Here is a 26,509-nt window from a genome sequence, read left to right as displayed (position 1 = left end):
TAAAATGCATTTTCATGAGTTTATTCCTGCCAGAAAAAATCTAGTCCTTGATCGCGAACTAAATTACCAATTAAGCGTTCGATCGCATGGGCAATTTGTCCATCAATATGAAAACTCAAGTCTTTTTCATCTCCATTTTCCAGTTCTACATCGTGAAAATGGTTGTATAGAATTTCCATAATTTGCGGTCGTACAAACATCATTGTGCCAGAAAGATATTCACAGTTTTGGGCTTCTGGCTTGATTTTGAATTCAGTTATCAAGCGGTTATAGTTTTCCCAATTATTGCCCATCATTGTACATCGCCAATACCGCGAACCGATAAAACCAATATAGGGATATTGATTCATAATTGCTATGTTTTGAGCAGCCTTTTCTCTAGTGCCCAAAAGAGCATCATACAAATCCCTGCGCCAGATATCAGAAATTCTTTCATCAATGTGGGGGCTTCTTTTAGTATGCAGTAAACACATGAGATTGTACTGACTAAAATCCAGATGAGCCATTAAAGATAGATGTCCACCAACGTCTTTGCCTCGATTGGGACTGATTAAAATCTTGGCTTGAGGAAAATCTTGGCGAATTTGTTCGTGCATTTGGGATTGCCAAATGGTGGCAACGATATTGATGAATAAATCAAATTCTGAAGGAATATTTTTCAGATAGCTACATATTTCTGACCAAAGCTCAAAATAGTATATATGTACGAGTACTGCTAATTTAGTTGGTTGAGGAAGAACATCAGTTATGGTTCTTTTTGACGGTTGAATCACTGACTGGGGAGCAATATCCGGTCTTTTATTAGGATCGTGAAGATCTTTGAGGGCGTATAGTTTATTTTCCTTTGACCCATAAAGCATGAAATGAGCGATCGCCTGTAATTTTGAAGAGATATTTAACTCAGAATTAAAGGCTAAATATATCTCCCAGTCGAAATCAGGGGGGAGATCGCTAGGGCTAAATTCTTGAGTCTGGTAAAACTCTGCTTCAGCACGTTTTTGAGCTTGAGCAGCTCGATCTAACTGATTTAATTCCAAAAAGACATTTCCTAAAGCTTCATGTGCTTCCCAATAATGGGGCTTAACTTCAACTGCTTTGCTGTAGCTAATTGCTGCATCTTGCCAGAGATTTTGGCTTGCTAAAATTTTGCCATGTTCAAAATGTAATTCGGCACATTGAGGATGAACCTGAATCCCATCTTGGCAGTAGGTCATTACGTCGTTGATTTGATCTTGGGACCACAGCAATTTAATCAGGCTAAAGTAGGTAGATGTTGGAAGTGAGGGCTTCAGCTTCAGGGCTTGCTGAAAATAGGCGATCGCTTGTGCAAACTCTCCCTTGTTTTCGAAATATAGTCCTAGTTGAGCCAAAAACTCTGCTCGCTCGGGTTCCAGCTCTATCGAGCGCAATCCATAGGGAATCGCTTCATCTACATTCCCCTGCCAAAATAAAGCTTGTCCCAGGCAATGGTATGACCAACAATTACTAGGATTGATCGCTATAGCCAGACGATAAAATTTCGTTGCGGTAGTCAATTCATTTTTCTGAACTAGAGTCTCTCCCAGAAAATGATAAGCTTCCCAGGAATTAGAGTTTAATTTAATAGCCTTTTGATACGTAGCGATCGCTTCGTCTAAATTACCTGCCTCTTTTAATTTATGACCCCGAGCAATAAATTCTTGACTGCTGTTGCTAGTATTTGTTGTGTTCATATTGTAGGTTTATATTTCAGAAATTAGATTTTCTAGTTTGGCAATCAGGTCAACACAGGCACGATTCCATGAATGTTCTGCTGCTCTAGAGATAGCTGCTTGACTTATACGTTCTAATTCTGCTGGATGAGTTAATAATCTTTGCAGTAGTGCGATCGCCTTTTGCACATACATTTCATGCTCAATATTGGGTATTACTAAACCTGTTTGCTCATGTTCGAGAACTTCGGTAACTGCTCCTACATCTGAAGCGCAAACTACTACCCCTAGACGCATGGCTTCTAAAATAGTCAATGGCAAACCTTCCCAATAAGAGGGTAAAAACAAAACATCTGTCCAGCCATACAGTTGATTAAGTTCTGCTGTAGTCAATGCGGGAGGCTCAATCAAATCTGCAAGAGACATCAAACCCTCAGCATCTTGTGCAGTCTCCAGAATATTTTTGCCGACTAACTTCCACTCAATGGGTAACTGAAGCTGACGCGATCGCTTCACAACACTAACTAAGCGGTCTAATCCCTTTTGACGATCAAAACGACCTATAAACAAAACTCTCAATTTATTATGAGAATTCCTTCGAACTCTCCGAGCCATAATAAATTGTTTTGCAGTATTTGAATCCAGAGGATAGCCTTCAGCATTGGGAACAATCACTATTTTGTCCTCAGGTATACCCATGGCATGACACCAATCAGCCATGTTTTGGGAACATGGAACAATGAGATCGTAAGCGTGTTCATAACCCAAAGTAAGATATGTATGTCCTGCGGGACGCTGCCAAGGACTAAGATCGTGTACGTGCAAAGACATTATGGTTTTAACTCCCGAGCGTCGCAGTTGCCCCATAATAGTATTGACGGTCGCGTTATGAAAATTAATTGCCACATCCAACCAAGATAAGAGGCCTTTGGCTGTCATTTGCTCTTCTTGAGATGACCAAGCATCTCCTTTGGTTCCCATGTACTTTTCCCCCTGCCAAGGAGACATACCTGGTTCATGATAAAAATTAATGGTAGTAAAAACCTGTGCCCATTCGGGTAACTGTTGCATTCGAGAGCCAAAAACAAACAAATGCACTTCCCATCCTGCCTGATGAAAAACAGTAGCTAGATTTAAAGCAACTTTTTCTACTCCACCAAATTCTAAGATCGAGAGCACAAAACCAATCTGTAAGGGCTTTTTAGCTTCAGCTAGTTTAGGATAGACTGGGGCGCAATCTAACACCATACGAGCATCTTCAAACATCAAAGATTGGTGCGGTAAATAACTACTATGCCAATCCCAAAGAGACTTGTCTGAAGACATACTGCCACGCAAAGCTTTGAAAGTGGAGATTAAATCATCAGCACATCCAGTCAGAAGCATTTTAGCCCAGGGGGAGATGGGAATTTTTAATAGAAGCTGAACCATTTTAGGTAGTGGCTCAGAGCAAATTAAACTATAAAGCCAATCTAGTTGCTTTTCTGATAGACATCTATCCATTACTCCAATGGAAGTCATAATTAGATGTTCGCTTTCTCCCATGTCCAGATTAGAAACTGTATTTAGTTTCTCTATGACCAGGGCTTTGTTTGAACTGGGTTCAATATTCAGAACAGAAAAATCTGCCGTGCCTTGAGTCTGTTCTAAACGCCAAAATAGACCATGAATTAATTTCTGCTGTAGTAGAAAACTCAGAACCGTGCTGTTAGTAAAAACTAAAAAGTAAGAACGATGGTAGCGCACAGGCATACTCCGTCCTCGATGATAATAATCAATAAATTCGTCTCTACTAATTGAACGCTCCTGTTGTGTGGGATCGGAAGTCAAAATAACCTGCTGGGTATCAGATAAAACAATGGCATAACGAGGTGCTGCCTGATGCTCCCAATTCAAAACATTACTGTGAGTCAATAACTCACGATGTTTGCGCCTCATGTAGTTTTTGATTTCTACTTCATCTCGTTCGGCACTACTCAACATACTGGCAAAACGCTTGCGATATTGAAATCCTGATTCTGGAAGATGTTTGCCTTGATATCCTACTGCAATGGCCTGCCACCAAAAATCCCAATCTTCAAAACCGAGTTTCATTGATTCATCATATCGACACCCCCGGTCGAATACTTGCCGACGAATCATACTTCCAGCTTCACAGATATTAAATCTTAGATGACGCAGTATGGAATATGCCCCTCGATAGTCAAAATCTCCTCCTTCTTCCTGACCAAACATATCAATAGTGGGATAAACCCAACCTATTTCTGGCTCGGAAAGTAAAATTTTAAACGAACGTTCAATGGTGTGCGGTGAAATCCGATTATCCGCATCTAGCAAATAAATAGCCTCTACAGAGTTCCAAGTAGTGAGAGCAAAATCAATACCAGTGTTCCTAGCTGCACTTAAACCACCGTTGGAGCGATAAAGATAGAAAACTCGCTCTGGATGAGCTAGAGCAAAATCACGACTTACCCGATCAGTTTCGGAGAATTGACAGCCATCATTAACAACGATGATTACCTGGGGAAACTCTGTGTCTTGTTCCAAAGCACAGGTAATTGCCTCAGCTACCAAAACACTATGTTTAAAAACAGGAATAACTATAGCTATTCTCGGTGCAGAGGCTATTTTATTGGGATGACTTTCTGTAGTAGCCAGCATATATTCTACTATTATTGGTGTCTGGTAAAAGTCTTAATTAGGATGAAGTATCAAGGCAAAAGCAGAAATTTTATTGCCTTTTCTATCAGCCGACTAGCTCTAGACTTTGGTTGGCGACAGCTGAAACATAATTGATTTCTAGCCATCTTGCCCAGGCATGATTCTGGCTACCATCCTCTGGTATACGGGTAGCTAACACTAAATGGCAAGTTTTTTTTGTCGGATAAGCTAGCTCCAGATTGAGGCGATGAGGAGTATTGGCTTTTACACGACGCCATCCCGAAAAACCTAACCCTGATTCGCCAGAGATTACTGCCAGCCTAGCTAGGTCATCATTATCCTGTTCGATAATTGCCATAGCATATTCAATAGCAGATGCTTTTTCATTAGGAGTACATACTACCGTTTTGACTTTGACTGTATTTTGGGGAACAGCTCTAGGTAAAACTGCAACAGTATCAATACCCATAAAAGGATGAACTTGAATTTTCCCCTTAGCGTTGAGTATTTGTACTCTTGGAAAACGCTCTTGTAATGAATCTAAAGACGCATTTCTGATTGTCTCTGTCTTGAGTTGCTCATTCTCTTCGGGATTTTGTAAATGATAATCTAGACGAAAATTAAGCCAGCGACACCAAGCACAATCAGGTTTACTATCAGGAGCTAGTTTTGCTGCTATAACTATGTGACAATTTTCAGGCGGTGGACTGTCTAAGAATACAGAAATTCGTTTTTGAGTATTGGATTCTACTGGTATCCAACCTGAATAAGCGAGGGTAGACTCTGCTGGTAAGTCATTCTCTAGCTTTGTGTCTTTGCTAATTACTGCCATAGCATATTCCATGGTGTCGGCTTCTTCGTGTTCTGTAATGACTGTGGCAGTTAGATAATTAGCCTTTGATGAAAAACTAAAGGGTAATATAGCAATGGTAGAATCTCCATTAACGCGGGGATGGGTCATAATTTTACTCCCGCGATCGATTACCTGTACATGAGCAAAACTATCATCAGGCTGATTTGTAACTTCTTGAACTCCTGCCATTACCCCCTGTCCTAGATAACCTAACTTAATTTCTCTGTCTTGATTTACGGGCTTGAGATGAGGACTAGTAACTTTTCTGGTTCCTGGTAAACCCTGCCAAATGCGAAAGGCCAAGCTGTGTTTTAAAGGGCGTTCATTGCAATAGGCTCTAAGTTCAGGAATTAGCTGAATTGCTCCTAAAACTAAAGCGGGGGCGAAACCAGTCTGAGTATTCCAATCGATGATTAGCTCTACATCTCTTTTCCTACCAATATCGATTCTAGGAAGATCTAAACTTAACCAGCCATCTGACAATTGTTCGTAGGGAATCTGCCACTGAGCAAAACAGGTTTCATCTTCACAAGCTTTCAACTGTACAATCAAGTTACCAACAGCATTTTTATTTTTTCTGACTATTAGTAATTCAATTACTGCTATACCTCTAGAACTTACTGGTAATAATTGTTTGATCCTCACAGAATTTGATTGAGAGATAGTACTGGGTTCGACCAATTTTTGAGTCGGCTGATTCTCAAACGCTAATTGTAATGGTGGTAGTTTTGCCTGACTTAAGTAGTCTTCAACTGCTACAAAAGCATTTTGCATATTCTCGTGCAAGGTCCTCAGTTCTAAATACTGTTTCTGTAAGGTGGAGATTCTTTGGGCTAGAGAATATATTTGTTGTTCTTTTTGCACATACATTTTTTGCCAAAATTCTGCCTGTATCTTGGCTGGTTCTTGCTGTAGATCTAGTTCTATAAAATTGGGAACATAGTTATTATTACTACGAGAAGACCACCATGAGAGCAGCTCATTTAATTCCGCTTTACCTGCCTCAGAAAAAGCTAATAGCCCCAAACAAAAATTAGGAGCTAATTGCATTTTAACTAAATTTTTATTTGATTCATTGTCTGCTAGTAGAATAGTACCTTTCTGCGATTTTTGGTCGTATTTGAATTCATAAATTTCAATTGATCTAGTAATATTCAATAGGGTTAAAAAAAAATTTTGATCTTGAGCAGATCTAATAAGCTTAGATGTAGAAGAGTGAATTTTTTTTAGATTAGACTGATTAGTAAAAATCTGTATTTTTTCAGACCTGTAATTCATTTTTTTACTATTATTCAGAACATAAGATTTTTCTTTATTCAAAGCATACATACTTTAATACTGAAGTCGCTTAAAATATTGTGTTTAGGTTATTATTCAAATAAATATTTTTCATATTTACTACCAGCAATCATTTCAACTAATTCATCGTAATTTTCTACTGCTTCGCATATATTATCTTTGGTTATTTTCACAGTTTCTGCTACAAATTTTATTGCAAATAATAAGATGACGATTCGCAATAACCAAATTTATTGTTTATCAAACCGCAATGTTTTCTGAATATATTAATTTGTTCATTGGTCCAGCCAGTTTCAGTAATTGTGATTGCTTTTAATTCCTCTTTTCCTCCCGTATTTTGAGGTCTTTGAGTAGTAAATATGTGTGCTATTTTTTCGACTTTTGCTTGATCTAAGTCTAAAAAAGTACCAATTGTTTGCGCTGTTTTTTGTGGATTTAAAGCAATTTCTCTTTGTTCTATTTCAATCGAACAATATTGCATTTTATCTTTAATCATCAACCAAGATTCCATGCAATCTTTCCACATAAGACAATGTTTTTCAAAAGGGACATGGGGAAACTTTTTAAGGCGAGAAATTATATTTTCTATACCTCGTCTTTTAGCAAAGATAAAGCGTGATTGTGACCAGATCTTTACAATGTATGGAACTGCTTTAATCATGGCAGAATCTGGAGATTTATCCAACCAAACTTTATCAGTGGCTAAAGATTCACTGGTTTTACGAAAAAACTCAGCTATTTGTTTTTCCACATAATCTTGACTGATATCCGCAATCATATGTCTTTTATCATCAAGTAAGCTACGTTTTGAAAAATAATAGCGTTCTATATCTTGCATGAAAAGCAGAATTAATGGTAAAAAATGACCTTCTAAATATCCTTCAATTTGTCCTCCAGAACGCATTGCACCTGTTAAAATGCTTGTGCCTGATCTTCCTGAGCCAATGATAAATATAGGTCTATGCTGTGATATTTCTTCTTGATTTTTTTCAATATTCATTATGCTAATAAAAATCAAATTTATTTCGATATAGCTTGAAACAATAACTCAAAAATCTGAGTACAAATTTGCATGTTGTTTGGCACTATTTTCTATTGATAAACGTGGAGTAATGCTATTGACTAACTTTTGCCATAAATTCGCATTTGAACAAGATTTTTTGATTACTTGTGCCAAACTATCGGCATTTCTGACTCTAAAATGTAAGCCAGTTACATTGTTCTCTACCTTTTCTGCCATCCCGCCAATATTGCTACAGATAATAGGACGTTTATGCATAAAAACTTCTTGAATTACTAAGGGTGAATTTTCCCACCAAACTGATGGCACAATTACCCAATCTACCAACTGAATTAATTCAGGAATTTCTGATTGTTGATACTTACCATGATGAGTAACTAGATCCTTATATTTATCTAAAAATTCGCTAAATTCTGCCTGAAATTCAGGAAAACCTGTAGCGATATTGCCAAATAAATCTACATGAAAATCTTTAAATCCATTTTTTACTAGATATTCTACTGCCTGTAAAATTAACAACACTCCTTTATAGGGATTTATTTGACCAAAAAAACCAAAATGATTGCGTTTTTCCTCTGGTTCTAACTGTCGATGGGGAGCGGGGTCATAAATCTGACGACCATTCTCTAGCACCGTCATTTTATTGGCGGGCAATCCCCAATCGAGAAAACGTTGAGCTAGAAAATTACTAGGGGAGATAAATCGATCTACTAAATCTAGGTGAGCTTTGAGAAACTCTTCTCGCATCCTAAATTGTTGCGGTGAATATTCTGGAAAGCAACCATAACAGCGATTTGGGGAGGCAGATTCACATAGTTCCTCGTTATCTTTTCGTACCATTTGCCCATCTCGATTGCAAATTAAGATAAATTCGTGAATTGTCAACACAATTTTGACATCAGGTAAAATTTGTCTGGCGATTTGGATTGCTTCGACACCTAACCGAATTGTGTGATGAAAATGAATTACATCAGGCTGTAACTGTTGCAGAAAATTTTTAAAATCGAGATACATAAAACTAAGTATCTGCTGGGATTGGTAGAAATAGTCAAACGCACCACCCCAAAATAAAGCTTCATCCTCTGAGTCGACCAGCATTTGAAACGGTGTTCCTGTATGCACCTCTCTACTATCGGGTCCTGCTGCTGCTAAGAAAAAAGGTTTGTATTCAGTATGAGCGCGAATTGCTTTAAAAAGATCGTAAGCAAAGATTTCTGCCCCTCCAGGAAAAAAATGAGGATGATTATGAACAATAATTAAAAGCTTTTTAGTTTTTGGCGGTGCGGTTATGGTCATAAGGATACGCTCAATTGCCCAATTACTATTGATGAATGCTCATTAACCGAGCTATTTGTTCTCCCCAACGCTGATGATGGAGATTTCCGTTTAATCGCCAAGCTAAACTATTGTTGTAGGAACTGTTGAGAGGAACCGACTGCCGTTCTAAATGATACAAAGTGGTATCTGCAAAATACCAACTTTCATAACCTAATTCCCGACATTTTAGACACAGGTCTGAATCCTCAAAATCTCCAATAATGTAGTCCGTAGTTAAACCTCCTACCCGGTCATAAAGCTCTTGGCGAATCATTAAACATGCGCCCGTAACCGTAGGCACTGCTCTTGATTTCTGGGCAGGCGAATAATTGCCAGGTAAGCCTTTGTAATAGTGAAGAGTTATCCAAAAAGGAAATATTGTTTGTGCAAAAAACATTCCTGCATGTTGTAGAGAACCATCTTCATAAATTAGTTTGGTGCCCAAAGTACCAATTTTAGGTGAACTCTGATAAAACTTAGCCATTTCTAACATCCATCCTTTAGCTTTAGGAAAAACGTCAGAGTTTAATAGCACCAAATATTCACCAGCAGCTTGACATACTCCAGCATTATTAGCTGCTGCATAACCACTATTCCTCTCCATGACGACTAATTTAATTGGCAATTGATAAAGGATGCAATGATTTAAGAGCAAGGTTCTCAATTCTTCCTCTTGCTCAGGGGAGTCAAGGACATAAATTATTTCACACTGCTTAATAGCAGGATCGTTTGCCATAGTTGCCAACTGTACTTTGATAAAATCGAGTCGGCGATATAAAGGAATAACAATTGAAACTAAAGGTTGTGCTATAGGTTTACCAATAACTGTTACATCTCTAATTCTTACTTGCTCGATACATAGCTGTTGTAATTTATATCCTGCTGGAGCTATGCAGTTAGTCAACATCTGCTCAGATACTTTATTGGGGTTAGCAATTTGCATTAATTGCTTGCGAGCATTATAAAAATCACTGTATTTAACATCGGGAACTATTTCGACTTCAATATTACCTCTAAGCCTAATTAAAAAGCGAAAACTGTGTAAATCGGCAAAATCTTGAATTGATTGACGAATTGACTCTGATACTGTGATGTATGAACAAAAACCCAACTTTTCCTCAAAGTCACCGTAACGGGTATTTTGTACAAACGTATTGACATCTTGTCGCTCTAAACGATAGATATCTTGACTAGGTATATCAAAAGAAAAGCCTAAAGCAGAAATAGCCGTAATTTTCTCCAGCATTTGATAAGGATCGTGCAACCATCCACTGATAAATAAACCATCATATTTAAGAGGGATGATATAGTCGATAAAAATTTTGAATGGTAAATTAGGCTCAACATAATTAGAAGCAGGAATATCTATAAAGTGTTGCAGTTTTCTTAATAAATTTCCTGCCTCTAGTTTATGATTCTGAGGAATGAGCTTGATTACCGAATTGCTTAAAGACTCTCGAATTAGGTTTTGCTGCTCATTAGGCTTGATTTTGAGATGTTCTATAAATTCTAAGCTATAAGACTTTTGAGAAACTTTTCCTTCAATTACTATAGGAGAATTACGATCGTCAATACAAATACGATAACTATCCTCATTCTCTAAATATAGATTTTTGGCAAAACATGCTACACCAGCAACTTGTCGGTCAGTAATTTGGAAAAAGTTAGCTTGTGCCACTGCATATTTTCGCTCAGAACAAACTAAGATTGTAGTTTTGTTGAATACCAAGCAGCTATCTACAGTAACTTCCAAATATAAAATGCTAGGAGATAGCCAACAACCATAATTGAGAATTGATTTATTGTCTAGAAAATTATCTCGAAAACTATCTAATAGTAGATTACAAGAAATAACATCTAGCTCTTCTTTTCTTAATTCAGCAAATAGTAAGTTGACATCTAGATCCTTAAAGATTTCTAGATGATTATTTGTATTATTGATTTTTTTATCAATTATGTTTGCAGCAAAATTTTCCAAGAGTAATTTGATTTTATTGTTTTGATGATTGATAAATCTTTCTGTTTGACTTTTTTTATAAATGAGTTGATTGATTTTTTGTTCTACCTCTAACCAATCAGGATATAATTCTTGAACTCGTCGATACGATAATATAGCCCGCTCCCATTTTTCCTGTAGGGCATAAGTTTTACCTAATACGTAATGTAAAGGATAAAAATTAGAATATAATTCTAGACCTTGGTAGCAGACATCAACTACCTCTTCAAGCTGTTCTTGTTTTAGTAATTGTTTGGCTAAATTACAATACAGCCAATCAGGTTGCTTGGGCTCCAAGCTAATTGCTTTTCGATACTTTTCAATACAGTTTATGGTATTTTGTTGTTTTTCATATACCAAACCAATTGCACGGTGTAATTCTTCTGATTCTGGATGTCTAATTAAAGCTTTGTTTCCTTGTTCTAGTCCTTCTTTAAAACGCTCAAGCTGTGCCAATAGATGAATTACATTGCTATATAACCAAGTAGGCTGATTATCATCTAATTTAATAACTTCTAAATAATAAGCGATCGCCTCTTTTAGATTGCCTTCTTTCTGATTAGCTATAGCTTTATTTTGTAGGTATCCAATTTTTTGATGAATATTATCTTCCTGAGCATTTATTATCATTAAAATTGTTGATCTTAATATATTTAATTAAGGATCTAATTTGAGTGCTAATTTAACATTATTTATTTTTATTGTCATTGGTATAATTACGGATTCTGACAGATATTTGCAACTTTTTAGAGAGCAAAATACTCAACTAATAGACATCTCTAAAACCTAATCAACAGATAAATGTAATAAGTATAGTTACAATTAGTATGAGGAGTATCCTTTAGAAGACCTGTCTTAAAAATAGAAGCCAAAACAAGGTAAATTCGTATATAGCGTTTTTCAAATAAGTGAGGTACAAATTATAAACTTAGTCAAAAATCTTAAAACCTCTATTCCCTATTCCCTATTCCCTGTTCCCTATTCCCTGACTCCACCAAGGTGTATCTCATTAATACGAGAAACGCTATATCATTCTATTTTTATCCCTGAGTTGTGAACGATAGTTCATGGCATCTCTTGCATCAATAGCTTGCTATTATTTTTTCCCTTTTACCTTTACCCTTTTACCTCTTTCTCAATTAGTTCATTATGATTCGTGCCAGAAATCTAGTGTGTGAGAGTAAATTTGGCAATATTCATTCTCAATTTTCAATTGCTGACTAGGGAGATCTTAGTATGATTTTCGACTCAACAAAGGTATCGTCAAGATCTTCAAAAATAATAGTAGATATTTCAAATTCATTGTGAGTGATGCTTAAAATAGCATCTCCAATTCCATTGCTGGTGACTTGATAATTCAAAATTTTGTCTCCTCCAATTTCACGCAAAACAATTCGATCTTCATCGGTAAAACCCTTAACCGAAGATATACCAGAAGAATTGAAACCATCTTCAATAAAGAGTAAATAGTCTGTAGCGTTGTCAGTGTCAGAAAAGTCCAAAATATCAAAATCATTGGCTTGAGAACGCCGCTTAATCAAGAAGTCAATACCATTACCACCAATTAAAGTATCACTGCCGTAGTCTCCATGAAGACGGTCGTCACCACCTGCTCCATAGAGGATGTCGTTTCCTGAACCTCCATGAAGACGGTCAAAACCATCTTCTCCATAAAGTATGTCGTTTCCTAAACCTCCATAGAGAAGATCGTTACCACCTTCTCCATAAAGTATATCGTCTCCACTGCCACCAGCTAGAGTATCAGTTCCGTCACGACCTCTAAGATCGTCATTGCCATCACCACCATCAATCTTAGTTTTGGTGTGGGTGGTATCTTCTGAATATGTGGGTGAATAAATTAAGTCATCGCCTTCTTTACCATCTATAACTAAATTCTCTTGGAGAAGATATCTGATGATATTAGACTCGGAATCACCAACTATAGTTTCTTCAATGATAGACATAATTACATGATTAAATTCCAATTTCTTGATTCCTTTTTTTAGTAGAAAATCAATGTGACCTATACTTGTAATATTTAATTTCTAAGTGCTTCAAATGAGCCAAATAGAGATTTTCATTAAAACGGCAAAGATCACTTATAGCTGTGATTTCGATCAAATACTTCTACAAAAAAAACTCTATTGAATCTAGTCAATTAACTGCTGCATCATTTTGTCAATATTTTGCTTAACTTTTTCCGGGCTATAAGCAGCGATCGCCTTATGAGCATTTGTGGATAAATAACTCCAAAGATTTTCATTTTCGTGAAGACGCAATATTTGCTGAGCAAAATCCTGAGTATTATTGGCTTCTAGAATATCTTGTTCCGGTACTAAATTCATCCCTTCAGTACCGATCTTAGTAGAAACTACAGGCAGAGCATACTCCAAACTATGACCAATTTTTCCTTTCATTCCTGCGCCATATCTTAATGGGGAAACCGATAATCTATGACTTAAAAAATAAGGACTGACATCGTCAATATATCCCATAACTTGAATGCGATCGCTAGCTAAATTTGTCACCTCTGAGTTGGAGTTACTACCTAGTAAGGTAACTTGAATATTGGGTTGTTGTTGCCATACCAAAGGCATGATTTCTTGGCATAACCATAACACTGCATCAACATTGGGTGGATGATTATAGTTCCCAATAAATAGAAGTCCTGAGCGTTTATCAAAACTGGGGATACTACCTTGATAAGGAATATGAATATTAGGAACGACTGCTACTCGATTTGCCAATTGATCCTGTAAAATTTCTTTTTCTATTGAAGTAACAGTAATCGTTAAATCGGACTGATGGGCTATTCTTAATTCTCTTGTATGCATATCAATCCAGTCTGGTACGGCTGTGGAGTTGGGATTTGGTGCTAATTCCCAAGCTCTTTTTAAGCGTAAATAGTGTAAATCAATAGTGTCATAGATGATTTTAATTTCTCTTCTTTGTTGAATTAAAGATACATATTTTTCATTGAGTTCGGGACGGCAAATCCAGGCAATATCGATTAGAGATAATCGAGCATTTATTTGCTTCTCGATAACTTTGCTATAACCTTGCTGAATATATAAAACTTCTACTTGCAAATTTTCTAGTATCGAAGTGTAGGGTTGAGCCTTAACGCCATTATCAGCGGCAAAAATTACATGAAAATTTAGTGATTTAAATATTTTTATGAGTTCAAATAACCGACGTGAACCTGATTCTTGATCATAGCAGGGCATATAGCTATCGATCACTAAAATTGTTTTGTGTCCCAAATATTTTCGGGTGGCTTTAGCTACATTGGCAATACCAATATTGGGTAAATAATTATTTTTGTTGAGAACAGTATGCCATTTTTGCTGAAATTTAGTGGCATTAACTACTTGATATTGCTTGGCACCACTATCAGTCGAAGTACCGGAGCTAACTCCTTCATAGTGAATTACTTCTGAATGGGGTTGATACATAACCTTTAACCCCAATTGATGACGAATAGCAAAGCAAAGATCAGTATCTTCATAGTAAGCGGGCGCAAAATCTCTTTCAAACCCATTTAAACGCTCAAAAATTTCTTTTCTAACCATTAAACTGGCTGCCGAACAGTAATCTACGGGACGCAAAAAATTATACTCAGGAGCATTGGGATTATCTTTTCTGCCATAGTTCCACCCCGAAGCATCTTGCCAAATAATTCCCCCTGCTTCTTGCAGAGCACCGTCAGGATAGATTAGTTTTGAGCCAACCGCACCTACTTGCGCATCTTCTTTTAGAACTTCAATCAGACTTTCAATACAGTTGGGTTGGATTTCAGTATCGTTATTGAGGAAATAAAGATACTTCCCTCTAGCCATAGATGCACCCAAATTACAAGAGTGAATAAAACCCTGGTTAGATTGATTGTTTACTAAATTGATGGCGGGAACTGTTTCTAAGATCTCTTTTGTCTGATCTGAAGAGCAATCATTAATCAGAATGATTTCTACTGCCGTAGAATCAGCTACATTTAAGGCGATCGCCTTAAGGCACTGTAGACTATAGCCTAGCTGATTGTAAACAGGAATGATGATTGAAACTTCGGGATATTCACTATGAGTTAAGAGCTGTCGTAATTCAGCAGCCAAAGTTGGAAAATCAGCTTGATTAATCTTTAATTCCCCTGAAGATTGCCTGGCATAACTCTGGAGAATCTTGTCAACATCGCAGTCAGGATCTTGTTTCAGCAAAGCTTCCTGCAAGCGAGTCATAACTTCAATGTTTTTAGGCTGCACTTGCAGTGCCATTTGATAGGTGACGATCGCCTGCTCTAGTTGTTCTTTACTCGCTAAAATGTTTCCTAATTGGAGATAAAGTTCAATATTTGCTTTATCGATCGCTAGGGCTTGATGATATATTTCGGGGTTATTTGGGTCTTGTTTTAAAGCCAGCTGAAAATGCTTTAAAGCTTGCTCTCGATCTTGTTGACTTCTCTGATATAAAGCCTCACCTAGCCTTTGCTGAATATTAGGTAAATCTGACTGTATCTGAGCCGCTTTCTGTAAGCAAGTGACTGCTCGATCCCATTTATTTTCCTTGGCTAAAGCTTCAGCCAAATTATAGTAGGACCAAGGAAAATCAGGATTGAGTTTGATCGCATTTTGATAGATTGGGATGGCTTCTGCCCATCGCTTTAACTGAATTAGGGCATAGCCCAAATTATTATAAGACCAGGAAAAATCAGGATTAAACTGTATCGCATCTTGATATGCTGATATTGCTTCGGACCATTTTTTTAAATTACTTAAAACATCGCCCAGGTGATGATAAGCTCCAGCATGATCGCTCTTATATTGAGTTGTTTTCTGATAACAAAGAGCAGCTTTGGACCATTCCTGCTTCTGACTGTAAATATCGCCTAAACGATAATATAATTCAGGAGCATCTTGCTTGTACTTAAGACCCTGCAAATAACAAGCGATCGCTTGCTCTATAGCTCCAGATTTAGTTAATGACTCTCCTAAACCAAGATAAGCACTAATCAAGTCGGGTTGTTTTTCGATTGCTCGACGATAACAATTAATGGCTGACTCATATTTTTTCCAGCTAGCTAGATTTTTGCCTAGTTCTAACAACTCTGTTGCTGTAACTCCCTTACTTTCTAGAGCGATCGCCTGGAACAAATAGTCTGTGGATTTTTCTTGTTCTCCCACTTGAGCTAAAGCTCGAGCTAAAGCACGATATGCTTTCGCCATCTGAGGATTGAAGGTGATCGCCTGTTGATAGTGCTGAATTGCCTCTGACCACTGTTGTTGTTCAGTAGCTAAAATACCCAAATCATAATATTTTTCAGCGGAATTGGGCTTTGATTCAACCAGATTTGACTTGGTCTCAATCGATTGAGGTGTTTTTAGTAATGAATTTTGATGACGTACGGAAGATAATTGCGTTGTTTTTGATAACGAACTTGTTTCAGGGTTGGTTGAATGGGAACTAGCTTGAGTTGAGTTAGTTAACTGAAGAATGAGTCGAAAATATTTAGCAGCTTCCTCCCATAATTCTAGCTGCTCGCAAAGAGAGACAATTTCTTGATAAATTTCTATCCTTTGAGAGTCAGAGATTACTCCGCCGTACAACGACGGACACATGCGGCGAACCGAATCGCCTTTGTGCTCTGACCGTTGGTCAATTTTCGTGGCTTCAAGATATTGTTGTAGGGCGGCTTTTAGATCCCCCTGTTGTTGTAATGTTTTTGCTCTGTACAGATAGTCATCGATAGATTGTTTAGACGGCGTTTCTAACTCTTGAGCTTTAGCTAGACAGGCTTGGGCTTTTTGTGGTTGTTGCTGCACTTGCCAAACTTTAGCTAAATGTCGATATACTCCTAAAAATTTAGGGTCAATATTAAGTGCTTGCTGATAATAAGCTATGGATTGTTGCCATTGTTGTTGCTGGGCGTAGAGAGTACCCAAGTTTGCGTATGCTTCGGCAAAATCTGGCTCTATGGCGATCGCCTGACGATAGTAACCAATGGCTTCTTTTGCTTGACCGGTTTTTTGGAGAGCATCCCCCATGAGCTTATGAGCTTTGGCTAATTTCTGATTAATCGCGATCGCTTTCGCACAGGCTTGAATTGTTTCTTGCCAATGTTGCATCTGCCAGTGAGCTTGTGCCTGATTTAGGCAAACTTGTGCCTCATCTACTTTGATCATCTTTACAGATTAGATATTAGAAAAATTTTAGTTATCAGTTTTAAGTAGGTGGGTGAAATTAAATATAAAAAGGTTTTTGCCGGGGTTAGGGGTTAGGGGATGGGTGATAGGGAAAAGATTAACTACCTGGGTTTTATAAATTATTATGCCTACCTACTTAGTAACTAACTAACCGCAAAATTTAACACTTAAAACTACTGATTGCCCAGTGAATCTTAATATTTACAGCTTAGTAAAAATTTTTTTTTAATTGCCGTTACTCGTTACTTTTTACTCGTTACTTAAAGCGTCTCTATTATTTAACTCCCACACCTTTTTTCCTTCATCCAATTGATGCTCGATATTTAGGCAATTTCGCGAGTTTACGTTTTTGATAGTGGACAGTTATATTCGAGAAAACACGGTATTTTAAATAGGGCGATTGGCTTCGCCAGTGCGCTTTGCAGAAATAAACCATGGCGTTTGAGCAAAAATTAGACATTTACTTGAGATCGCGTTTTACTCTAATAGTATTAGTCTCAACAGAAGAAGAACGCGCATTACATAGCGTTAAACAAGTTTGCGATCGCGCTAAACGTCCTTGTCTTGGTTGGGATGTTGCTGATGGCTTTCAAGCAATCACTAATTGGTCTGTTTCAATACCGACCGCCCACGATCCTTTTTCCGCTTTAAAACAGATAGAGCAAGCTGATAGTGATGGTTTATTTGTCCTCAAGGATTTTCATGATTGCTGGAGTAACCCCCAATTTAAGCGCAAACTCCGCAGCGTTGCCCAAAAGCTTAAATTTAGTAAGAAATCGATTCTAATTACTGTACCTTCGGTAAAAATTCCTCTGGAGTTGAGAGATGAAACGGTAATCATTGAGTTTCCTTTACCCGAAACTAATGAGCTAGAAACCGTACTACAAAGATTAAGTCAGACTCCAGGAGTGCGAGTAAACTTAACTAAGTTAGGCAGAGAAAAACTGGTACAGGCAGCTTTAGGATTGACCGCAGCCCAGGCACAACGAGTATTTACCAAAGCTATTGTGAGCGATGGGGTCTTAGATGACCGCGATATTAATTTAGTTATTGAAGAGAAGAAACAAATTATTCGCGAGAGTCAGGCGTTAGAATTCTATACCATTCATGAAACTCCAAGAGATGTGGGCGGTTTAGCAGTTTTAAAGGAATGGTTGCGGTTGCGCAAATGTGTCTTTTCCCAGGCAGCTCGTAACTATGGCTTACCAGCCCCCAAAGGTATCGCTCTGATTGGTATTTCTGGTACGGGTAAAAGTCTCGCCGTCAAGATGATTAGTAGTATATGGCGGTTACCTTTACTTCACCTAGAACTGGGTTCGTTATTAGGCTCTTTGATAGGGGAATCAGCAGCAAGAACTCAAAGGGCATTACAGTTAGCCGAGAGGGTTGCCCCCTGTATTCTCTGGATTGATGAGATAGAGAAAGCTTTTGGCGGTCGTGATGACGGAGTCAGCAAACGGTTATTGGGCACAATTCTGATCTGGATGCAGAACAAGACAGCACCTTGTTTTGTAGTTGCTACTGCCAATAATATTTCTAATTTGCCTCCAGAGTTATTACGAAAAGGACGCTTTGATGAGATTTTCTTCCTCGATTTACCCACTGTAACTGAGAGACAGGAGATTCTGAACGCACATTTAAGTAAGCGAAATAGATTACCTAAAGATTTCGATGTTGCCATGTTAGCAAGGCAGTCTGAAGGTTATGTCGGGGCAGAAATAGAACAGGCAATTATTGATGGGATGTATTTCGGATTTAATCAGGGGCGGGAGTTTACAACCAAAGATATTTCTCATGCTCTCAAACGTCAAGTACCTTTATCGGTTTCTCAGCAGGAAACCATTACCGAATTACGGAATTGGTTGAAAGAAGGTAGGGCGCAGTCGGCATCTTTTGAGGAGATAAAGGAAGCCGAACAGCAGTTTGTGCCTTTGCAGTCGAAAATTGGAAGTTGACATCCTCCCGCCACTAAACCATATTCTAAGTTTGTCATTTAAGATAGAGAATATATTGAAAATATATTTGAGAAGTTGAAGCTTCTTTAAACCCTCTTGGTGTTTGACTTCTGAAATTCAGATACGTAAGCTTTGTTATATAAGATAATTTATCATCCCATCTCTAATTAAAATCATGATTGCCATTTTAGATAAAGAACCCCAAACCTATCAAGGGCAATTTGGCGAGTATACAATCACCAAAAAAGATCGCATAGAAGTTATTATCTATCGTGCAGGACTAGTTATTGCCGCAGCTAGTTTTGCGATCGCCAGTAATCTATTCTTTGCCCAAGGAGAAGCAGCTTTACCAGCTATTACCCCCTTATTTGCGCTGTTTACTTTAGGCTTGGGAGTTAGCTTAGTCTATATTCATATATACATGAAGCCTTTACATCGATTACTGCAAGGTTTTTGGATTATTGGGACAGTTGCCACAATTGCGATCGCTACTCAAAGCAATCAACCTTTAGCGCTATATATCTACAATCATCCTCTAACTTTGTTTGGTACAGGCTTTACCTTTGCTGCTTTGACGGGAATTTATTTCAAAGAAGCTGCCTGTTTTAATCGTATGGAAACCAAAATCCTGACTCCCATCGTCCCATTACTATTATTAGGGCACATGACAGGAATCATTCCTGTGGCAATGGAACAAGCATTATTGGGAATTTGGTCAATTGGCTTTAGTGTCTTTGCAATTAGAAAAATGATCCAGATGATTGATCCAGATATCGGCGATAAGTCCGTATTTGCTTATTTGAAAGAGCAAGAAAACAAGAAGCTCAAATTAAATAACTAACAATATCTAATTACTTGCTATGTGGTTGTAAGGAGTTAAAAATAACTTTTTCTCCTCTAGTCTGCGTCTAGTCAAACCAGGAAATACCACCAAGCGACCTCCTTGATGAGCTTTATTCCAACGAGGAAATTCGTTGGCAGCCCCTGCATAATCCCCAGCGTTAAGTTTTCTAATTAAGGTGCTATTGGTTAGTATGCCTGTGCCTGCATTAAAAACTAAGGAAGTTAATGCCCCTAACTGATGAGGATTTACGTCTACTTTTACATGGGACAAGACAATACTTTGAATATGGTACAATTCCTGCTCTAAAGCAACATCAGCCTGAGCTTGGCTAATATACTGTCCCATGGTGACAGTTCTACCGTTAATTCTCGTTTGTCCATAACCAATCACTGGTAAACCACTAGTATCAAAATAAGAATAGGAACGAAAGCCTTCAAACTGTTTTACCAAATTTAGGGTAGCAGGTAGAACTTGAAGATTTGAAGCGATAATTGTCTCCTTTTGAGGAATATTAGGTGTATTATCGCCATGCAGCTTATTCATCTTTGATTGACTACTAGCATTAGTATTTTTGTCAAATTCATCAGCAGCTTGAGAGCTAAGGGTGAATACCCCAGAGAAAGTCAAAGCCAATCCCAAAATTATTGCTGAATGGTGGTATTTTTTGATATTGCTAGTTGTCAAAAACATATTGAATTTTTTATGAGTATTATTGCTTAAGTAAATGTGCAGTTTATATTCATAACTGATTTCTGTAAAAAACTATGTAATCTCAAATTAACCACGATGGTTAAGTTTATAAGAATAGCTCTTTGCTAATACCTTTAAGTACTAAACTGTTGCTCTAGTAGGTGCATGCCACAATTTACCGAGCAAAATAGTATCTGAAATCAACAAAAAGATAATCAGTATATCGCTGAACGTCAATAGCAAATAGTAAATAGCTCAAAAGTAATCGCCAATTTTTTCAATTCAATTTAGAACTTAAATATGCTTAGAAACGAACAGAAACAAGAGCTGAAGCAATTGAAAGACAGTTCTGCGTGTATTATTATTGGCGGCGGAATTTCAGGATTAATTATTGCTACTCTCCTACAACGTAGAGGGATGAAAGTGACAGTGTTAGATAAAGGAAGAGGAATAGGCGGACGTTTGGCTACCCGTCGTATTAACTATTCAGAAGATATTGAAGGAGTATTTGACTATGGTGCGCAATATTTCAGTGTCAAACAGCCAGAGTTTCAGGTTTGGGTTGATGATTGGTTAAAACAGGGAGTAATCAGAGAATGGTGTAGAGGTTTTGGTAAAGTAGATGGCAAATCCCGTTACTGTGGCGTTAAAGGTACTCGTAGTATCGCTAAGTATTTAGCTCAAGATTTAGAGGTTCACACTAGTACTAGAGTAGTTAAACTCAATTACGAAACTCAATGGTTAATAGAAACAGAAGAGAATCAGCAGTTTCGGGGGGATATTCTCGTTATGACACCTCCTGTACCTCAATCTCTAGACTTATTAGACAATTCTCAAATAGATTTAGCAACATCAATTAGAACATCTTTGGAACAAATTAGTTACCATCGGTGCATTGCTGTATTAGCTCTGCTAGAAAAACCCAGTAGTATTCCTACTCCAGGGGGTTTAGCTCTTGAAGATGAATCTTTGGTTTGGCTAGCTTCTAACTCTCAAAAAGGCATTTCCCCCAATGGTTACGCAATCACTCTCCATGCTTATCCACACTTTAGTGATACTTACTGGAATTACAGTGATACAGAAATTGCTCAAAAATTACTTGGGGCTGCATCTTCCTGGATTAACTCGCCCGTAATTAAATATCAAGTACATCGTTGGCGTTATAGTTTGCCGAAAACATTTTATAGTAAACCTTATTTAGCCTTGCCAGAATTACCTTTAGTTATGGCAGGAGATGCTTTTGTTTCTCCTAAAATTGAAGGTGCCGTGTTGTCTGGAATTGCTGCGGCTAGATATATATTACAAGAATCAATCTAATAAGACTTATCTTTAAAGCTAAAAGCTAAAAGCTAACGGCTAAGAGCTATTGAATAATTAGATCGTCTAATTCGCTGTAGTCAGGTAGTTTAGTATCAATCTGCTTTCCGTTGCGAATAACAAGGCGATCGCTTTGTGGACGGGATAATAACTCGCTAAAGTAACGGGCAGAAAAAATAATTAAATCGGCTGAATTCCCTGCTAATATTTTTCCTTGATTGTTTAAACCCATTAAACTTGCGGGAGTCTTGGTCACGCTCTCGATCCAATTAGCATATGGGGTATCTAGATGAGCAATTCTAACTGCTTGTTCAAATACTTCCAACACATCATGATCGCCAAAGCCAAAAAAGGGATCGCGACAATTATCACTGGCAAAAGCCACTGGAATATCATGTTGTTGTAATTCCTTGACTCTGGTTACACCCCGCCAATAAGGAGTTACTGCTGCTTGACGATCCTGCAAATATAGGTTGCACATAGGCAAACTAACAACGGCGATCTTAGCTTGTTTAACTAGGTCAATGGTTTTGTGAAGTACTTCAGGAGACTGTACTGCTAGACTACAGCAATGTCCACAAGTTATATGATTCTGAAAATTATGACGTAGTTTAGCCTGAGCGATCTTTTGCAGACATAAAGAATGTGGATCGCCGTTTTCATCTGCATGAAAATCTAGATCGAGATTTCTCTCTTTGGCTAAGGTAAATATTGTATCTAATTGAGTATTTAAATCGGGATTTTGATAAGCAACCCCGCCTAAGATACCGCCCATGTCAGCAATTTTATCTGCTAGTGCTATTCCTTCAAGAGTTTGATAGTAGTCTAAGCTAACCAGACTCACTGCTTGTAAGGTGATTTTATCCTGCCAAGCTGTCTGTAAGTTTTGGAACACATCTAAGCTAATCTGTGCTTGTTTTCCATAGGAATCTATGTGGGTACGAATTGCTTTTGTACCATGGGCATAGCTACACTTTAAGCCAAATTCCAAGCGACGGTAAACATCTTCAGGTTGCCAATACTTTTCCGCATCGGCGATCGCTCTATCCAAAGCCATATCAAAAGTACCATCAAGATTAGGCGATCGCTCCCAGATATGCCCTTTATCTAAATGAGTATGAACGTCTACAAAGCAGGGTAAAACTATCTGATGTCGTAAATCTAAATAGGGAATTGATTCTGCTTTAACAGTATTGGCGGCTGAAACTTGCTCGATTTTGCCATTACTAATTTTTAAGTCAACTAGATATAAACCTTCTCTTGTCTGATGCCGACAATTATCTGACTCAATGAGACAATTTGGAACATGAGCATTTTTTAACCAGTAAGATTTACTTTTAAAAACCATCAATAATTAACTTTCAATGTTTAAATCTAGTTGATAAATTTCTCTTCGAGATAGAGAAGTTAACTTAGCGAGATGACGACTAGCTTGCGATCGCGTCATGCCCTGATCTAATAGCTGTTGTAATTCAATTTTTAGTTCTGCTTCCGACATCATAAGATTATTTTCTGCTGCCCCCCTGAGCACTAAGGTATATTCTCCCTTAGGTTGGCGCAGCTCGGTATATAAAGCGATCGCCTCAGCAATACTTCCGCGCCAGAACTCCTCATGTATTTTAGTTATCTCCCGTCCCAGAACAATTTCTCTTACTCCTAGAGCTATTTCTAAATCTTTCAAAGTTTTAACTAAACGATGGGGTGCTTCGTAAAACACGATAGTACGAGTTTCGTTACGTAATAACTCTAGTCTAGCTTGGCGGTCTTGCTCTTTCTGGGGCAAAAAACCTTCAAAAATAAATCTATCTGTGGGCAAACCCGATGCAGCCAAGGCACTGATAACTGCTGTACCACCAGGAATAGGAATCACTCTAATATTACTGGCGATCGCCTCTCTTACCAATTTATACCCAGGATCAGAAATACTCGGCATTCCCGCATCCGTGACTAGAGCAATATTTTTTCCTTGTTTAAGGTGGGATATCAACTCTGGAATTCGAGAGTTATGATTATGTTCGTGGTAACTAATTTGAGGCTTGTCAATTTGTAAGTGTTGCAATAATTTACCAGTTCGACGAGTATCTTCAGCAGCAATTAAATCTACTTCCCTGAGAATGCGCGTCGCCCTTAGAGTAATATCTTCTAGGTTCCCGATGGGAGTGCCAACAAGATACAGTTTTCCCAAATGTGATTCGTTTGTCATTTTAATTTATGTATCAAGATAGCGATTAGATTAGCCTGATTGCCCAATTTAGCTCACTGACTATACCAACTAATAACTATGAGCAAGCATTTTAACAAAGTGGCAACTTCAACTAATCAACAATAAAATTGCGGTTGTTGTCATCAACTATTGTTCTGTTCACTCTTCACTAAATTAATATTTTAATGAGCGCTAACAGTAAGCTAGGAGAACAGCTTATCTCTCTTAATCGATGTGAATTCACAGGTATTTTGACCATCAGATCTCAGGATGAGAAGCAGTGGGAAATGTTTTTCTACCGAGGTAAGTATTTATGGACAGAAGGAGGTTCTCATGTCAATCGTTCTTTACAGAGAAATCTGACCTACTATTGTCCTGAGGTAAATACTAGTTTACTTGTTTTGAGACATCAAAGTGAAATCAGATCGCTTAATTACTATTTAATTACGGTTTTACTACAAAGAAGAGTAATTAAACGAGAAAAATTAAAAGCTTTGATGGAAACTATTTGTCAAGAAATTTTCTTTGATTTATTACAAAAAGAATATCATAATTCTCTTGAATACAATATTCAAAATACATCAGCTCATTACTTACTAAAGGTTGGATTTAGCTTGTCTTTGGATTTTATCAATCTAGAACAAATGCTATTTCAAGCCCAAACAAATTGGTCTGCATGGGGTAGTAAAGGTTTAGCTTCCTGCTCTCCTCATCATGCTCCTCTCCTCAAACAATATCTAGAGTTAAAACAACAAGTACCAGATATTATTTTTACTAATATGTCTCGATTGCTTAACGGAAAAAGAACTTTAAGAGATTTAGCAATAAAGATGGATAAAAATGTTTTGGACTTAACTTGTGGATTAATCCCTTACTTTTTCAAAGGATATTTACGATTATTAGAAATTTCCGATCTACCTGAATTATATCGAACAGGCAAGGTTGAAAGATAAACAGATCTATTCTTATTGTTAAGTGAAAATATCTGCAAACTTCAACAGCTTGATGTTTTTTTTATTTATTAATACTGATATTTTTACTTATATCCACCGATGCCAAGATACAATTGCAAGACTTATAGTTTTATGTAGATAAATAAACGATTATTCTACAAAATGATATTTGCTTTACTCAATGATTTAAAAAAGCAATCTTTTACAGGTATCGCCCACGTTAGGACTAAATCAGCCGATACTCGTATACATTGGAAAATATATTTTAATAATGGTCAGCTCATTTGGGGAGACGGTGGAACTCATTCTCACCGAGCATGGCAAAGACATCTGAATAAATACTGTTCTCAGATCGACTTAAAGCAAGTTAATTTACGCAATAGTGAGCAATATAGGTGTTCCGAATATCATTGTTTAGGCATCTTACTGCAGCGCAAGCTAACTACGCCAGAGATTATCCAAGAGCTTATTGTCAGTAAAATTATCGAGGTTTTTTTTGAGCTTTTTCAACAGGAAAAGTCAATTGCTTTGGAATTAGAAAGAGAGCCATTATCACTGACTGAGCTAATAGGAGAAACAACTGGATATTCTCCCCTCAGTATTGACATTGAAATTGCTTTCAAAAAGATGCAACAGTATTGGTCTGCCTGGGTAAAAAGTGGCTTTGCCTCTGTCGATCCTAATCATGCCCCACGAATAAAGAGTAAAGAACAGTTGCTAAAAGCAGTTCCAGCAGTAGTTTATCAAAATTTCACCAAATTATTAGATGGGCGAAGAAGTCTCAGAGATTTAGCAATAAGAATGAATAAAGATCTATTGCTACTGACTAAATCAATCTATCCTTATGTATACAAAGGATTACTAGAATTAGTGGAAGTTCCCGATCGAGATACGATTAGTAGTAATGGAGCTATACCAGCTATTCCTAGTCAAGTTCAGACAAATTTGGGGACTAAACCATTAATTGCCTGTATAGATGATAGTCCTCAAGTATGTCAGATTATGAATCAGATAATTACCAAAGCTAATTATCGCTTTTTAGGAATTCAACAACCGATGCAAGCGGTTCCTAAATTAATTAGCGTTAATCCCAAGATGGTATTTTTAGATATAGGAATGCCTATTTTAAATGGTTATGAAGTCTGTACTCAAATTAGAAGAGTTTCTAAATTACAGGATATTCCCATTATCATGTTGACAGGGAATGATGGAGTCTTTGACCGAGTAAAAGCAAAAGTTTGTGGAGCATCAGATTTTCTTTCTAAACCAATTGAAATAGATAAGATTCTGCAAACTATAGAGAAGTTTTCTGAGCCTAACGTACCAATTAGAATGCTGTCCGGTTGATTTCGTTATTTGATTTAAGTTTAGTAATATTGATGAAGTAACTTATTAAATTTTCCTGGAAATTAGATTCGATTAAATCTAAAGATAGATTGCTAATTATTGTTAGTAAAAACTTTGCTGACTTCAGCTATAGTTAATTTGTCGGCTTTTATTTTTTTAAAATAGACA

The 26,509-nt window shown here is 37.4% G+C and carries 16 protein-coding genes; 5 read left to right on the top strand and 11 right to left on the bottom strand.

Features of this window, described 5'->3' with window-relative positions; translation table 11 throughout:
- Nucleotides 1-20: 20 nt before the first annotated feature.
- The 8 genes from PLEUR7319_RS0111455 to PLEUR7319_RS38025 all read right to left on the bottom strand — a co-directional run bounded on the left by PLEUR7319_RS0111455 (nucleotide 21) and on the right by PLEUR7319_RS38025 (nucleotide 17,011).
- Nucleotides 21-1,712 (bottom strand): rhamnan synthesis F family protein, encoded by a 1,692-nt coding sequence (locus PLEUR7319_RS0111455; protein ID WP_019505365.1) that lies wholly within the window; start codon nucleotides 1,710-1,712, stop codon nucleotides 21-23.
- A 9-nt stretch (nucleotides 1,713-1,721) separates the two neighbouring features.
- On the bottom strand, nucleotides 1,722-4,352 hold the full coding sequence (locus PLEUR7319_RS0111450) for a glycosyltransferase (RefSeq protein WP_019505364.1): 2,631 nt from the start codon (nucleotides 4,350-4,352) through the stop codon (nucleotides 1,722-1,724).
- Nucleotides 4,353-4,437: 85 nt separating this feature from the next.
- Nucleotides 4,438-6,255, bottom strand: coding sequence for a DUF6212 domain-containing protein (locus tag PLEUR7319_RS0111445; RefSeq protein ID WP_144054290.1), 1,818 nt, complete (start codon nucleotides 6,253-6,255; stop codon nucleotides 4,438-4,440).
- A gap of 439 nt (nucleotides 6,256-6,694) precedes the next feature.
- On the bottom strand, nucleotides 6,695-7,504 hold the full coding sequence (locus PLEUR7319_RS0111435; protein WP_019505361.1) for a sulfotransferase: 810 nt from the start codon (nucleotides 7,502-7,504) through the stop codon (nucleotides 6,695-6,697).
- A 48-nt stretch (nucleotides 7,505-7,552) separates the two neighbouring features.
- Nucleotides 7,553-8,821, bottom strand: coding sequence for a glycosyltransferase family 4 protein (locus tag PLEUR7319_RS0111430; protein ID WP_019505360.1), 1,269 nt, complete (start codon nucleotides 8,819-8,821; stop codon nucleotides 7,553-7,555).
- A gap of 25 nt (nucleotides 8,822-8,846) precedes the next feature.
- Complete coding sequence (locus tag PLEUR7319_RS38030; RefSeq protein ID WP_019505359.1) at nucleotides 8,847-11,468, bottom strand: glycosyltransferase; 2,622 nt, start codon at nucleotides 11,466-11,468, stop codon at nucleotides 8,847-8,849.
- Nucleotides 11,469-12,058: 590 nt separating this feature from the next.
- Nucleotides 12,059-12,802, bottom strand: a complete 744-nt coding sequence (locus tag PLEUR7319_RS34995; RefSeq protein ID WP_019505358.1) for a calcium-binding protein — start codon at nucleotides 12,800-12,802, stop codon at nucleotides 12,059-12,061.
- 186 nt (nucleotides 12,803-12,988) lie between these two features.
- Nucleotides 12,989-17,011 carry a tetratricopeptide repeat protein gene (locus PLEUR7319_RS38025; protein ID WP_019505357.1) on the bottom strand — a complete coding sequence of 1,341 codons (4,023 nt, stop codon included), beginning with the start codon at nucleotides 17,009-17,011 and terminating at the stop codon, nucleotides 12,989-12,991.
- A 455-nt stretch (nucleotides 17,012-17,466) separates the two neighbouring features.
- Between PLEUR7319_RS38025 and PLEUR7319_RS0111410 the strand changes: the two genes are divergently transcribed.
- Nucleotides 17,467-18,987, top strand: a complete 1,521-nt coding sequence (locus tag PLEUR7319_RS0111410; protein ID WP_019505356.1) for an AAA family ATPase — start codon at nucleotides 17,467-17,469, stop codon at nucleotides 18,985-18,987.
- A 175-nt stretch (nucleotides 18,988-19,162) separates the two neighbouring features.
- Nucleotides 19,163-19,828, top strand: coding sequence for a DUF2301 domain-containing membrane protein (locus PLEUR7319_RS0111405; protein ID WP_019505355.1), 666 nt, complete (start codon nucleotides 19,163-19,165; stop codon nucleotides 19,826-19,828).
- A 6-nt stretch (nucleotides 19,829-19,834) separates the two neighbouring features.
- Here the strand turns inward: PLEUR7319_RS0111405 and PLEUR7319_RS34985 are convergent, their stop codons facing one another.
- Complete coding sequence (locus tag PLEUR7319_RS34985; RefSeq protein ID WP_019505354.1) at nucleotides 19,835-20,521, bottom strand: lysozyme; 687 nt, start codon at nucleotides 20,519-20,521, stop codon at nucleotides 19,835-19,837.
- 300 nt (nucleotides 20,522-20,821) lie between these two features.
- On the opposite strand from PLEUR7319_RS34985, the gene PLEUR7319_RS0111395 reads away from it, so the two are divergent.
- Complete coding sequence (locus tag PLEUR7319_RS0111395; RefSeq protein WP_019505353.1) at nucleotides 20,822-21,838, top strand: NAD(P)/FAD-dependent oxidoreductase; 1,017 nt, start codon at nucleotides 20,822-20,824, stop codon at nucleotides 21,836-21,838.
- Between the two features lie 46 nt (nucleotides 21,839-21,884).
- Here the strand turns inward: PLEUR7319_RS0111395 and PLEUR7319_RS0111390 are convergent, their stop codons facing one another.
- On the bottom strand, nucleotides 21,885-23,186 hold the full coding sequence (locus tag PLEUR7319_RS0111390; protein ID WP_019505352.1) for a cytosine deaminase: 1,302 nt from the start codon (nucleotides 23,184-23,186) through the stop codon (nucleotides 21,885-21,887).
- A 6-nt stretch (nucleotides 23,187-23,192) separates the two neighbouring features.
- Nucleotides 23,193-24,041, bottom strand: a complete 849-nt coding sequence (gene rsmI, locus PLEUR7319_RS0111385; RefSeq protein ID WP_019505351.1) for a 16S rRNA (cytidine(1402)-2'-O)-methyltransferase — start codon at nucleotides 24,039-24,041, stop codon at nucleotides 23,193-23,195.
- Nucleotides 24,042-24,226: 185 nt separating this feature from the next.
- Here rsmI and PLEUR7319_RS0111380 point away from each other — a divergent pair, with 185 nt between their 5' ends.
- Nucleotides 24,227-24,994, top strand: coding sequence for a DUF4388 domain-containing protein (locus PLEUR7319_RS0111380; protein WP_019505350.1), 768 nt, complete (start codon nucleotides 24,227-24,229; stop codon nucleotides 24,992-24,994).
- A gap of 162 nt (nucleotides 24,995-25,156) precedes the next feature.
- Nucleotides 25,157-26,341 carry a response regulator gene (locus tag PLEUR7319_RS34980; protein WP_019505349.1) on the top strand — a complete coding sequence of 395 codons (1,185 nt, stop codon included), beginning with the start codon at nucleotides 25,157-25,159 and terminating at the stop codon, nucleotides 26,339-26,341.
- Nucleotides 26,342-26,509 lie beyond the last annotated feature (168 nt).

Source organism: Pleurocapsa sp. PCC 7319 (assembly GCF_000332195.1).
Classification (GTDB): Bacteria; Cyanobacteriota; Cyanobacteriia; order Cyanobacteriales; family Xenococcaceae; genus Waterburya.
This window is presented reverse-complemented; position numbering and strand designations above follow the sequence as displayed.

Bases quoted from the DNA above. Each gene is read 5' to 3' on its own strand.
- rsmI (WP_019505351.1), bottom strand. From the start codon at position 24,041: ATGACAAACGAATCACATTTGGGAAAACTGTATCTTGTTGGCACTCCC.
- PLEUR7319_RS0111395 (WP_019505353.1), top strand. From the start codon at position 20,822: ATGCTTAGAAACGAACAGAAACAAGAGCTGAAGCAATTGAAAGACAGT.
- PLEUR7319_RS0111430 (WP_019505360.1), bottom strand. From the start codon at position 8,821: ATGACCATAACCGCACCGCCAAAAACTAAAAAGCTTTTAATTATTGTT.
- PLEUR7319_RS0111410 (WP_019505356.1), top strand. From the start codon at position 17,467: ATGGCGTTTGAGCAAAAATTAGACATTTACTTGAGATCGCGTTTTACT.
- PLEUR7319_RS0111380 (WP_019505350.1), top strand. From the start codon at position 24,227: ATGAGCGCTAACAGTAAGCTAGGAGAACAGCTTATCTCTCTTAATCGA.
- PLEUR7319_RS0111405 (WP_019505355.1), top strand. From the start codon at position 19,163: ATGATTGCCATTTTAGATAAAGAACCCCAAACCTATCAAGGGCAATTT.
- PLEUR7319_RS0111390 (WP_019505352.1), bottom strand. From the start codon at position 23,186: ATGGTTTTTAAAAGTAAATCTTACTGGTTAAAAAATGCTCATGTTCCA.
- PLEUR7319_RS0111445 (WP_144054290.1), bottom strand. From the start codon at position 6,255: ATGCAATTAGCTCCTAATTTTTGTTTGGGGCTATTAGCTTTTTCTGAG.
- PLEUR7319_RS34980 (WP_019505349.1), top strand. From the start codon at position 25,157: ATGATATTTGCTTTACTCAATGATTTAAAAAAGCAATCTTTTACAGGT.
- PLEUR7319_RS34985 (WP_019505354.1), bottom strand. From the start codon at position 20,521: ATGTTTTTGACAACTAGCAATATCAAAAAATACCACCATTCAGCAATA.
- PLEUR7319_RS0111455 (WP_019505365.1), bottom strand. From the start codon at position 1,712: ATGAACACAACAAATACTAGCAACAGCAGTCAAGAATTTATTGCTCGG.
- PLEUR7319_RS34995 (WP_019505358.1), bottom strand. From the start codon at position 12,802: ATGTCTATCATTGAAGAAACTATAGTTGGTGATTCCGAGTCTAATATC.
- PLEUR7319_RS0111450 (WP_019505364.1), bottom strand. From the start codon at position 4,352: ATGCTGGCTACTACAGAAAGTCATCCCAATAAAATAGCCTCTGCACCG.
- PLEUR7319_RS0111435 (WP_019505361.1), bottom strand. From the start codon at position 7,504: ATGAATATTGAAAAAAATCAAGAAGAAATATCACAGCATAGACCTATA.
- PLEUR7319_RS38030 (WP_019505359.1), bottom strand. From the start codon at position 11,468: ATGATAATAAATGCTCAGGAAGATAATATTCATCAAAAAATTGGATAC.
- PLEUR7319_RS38025 (WP_019505357.1), bottom strand. From the start codon at position 17,011: ATGATCAAAGTAGATGAGGCACAAGTTTGCCTAAATCAGGCACAAGCT.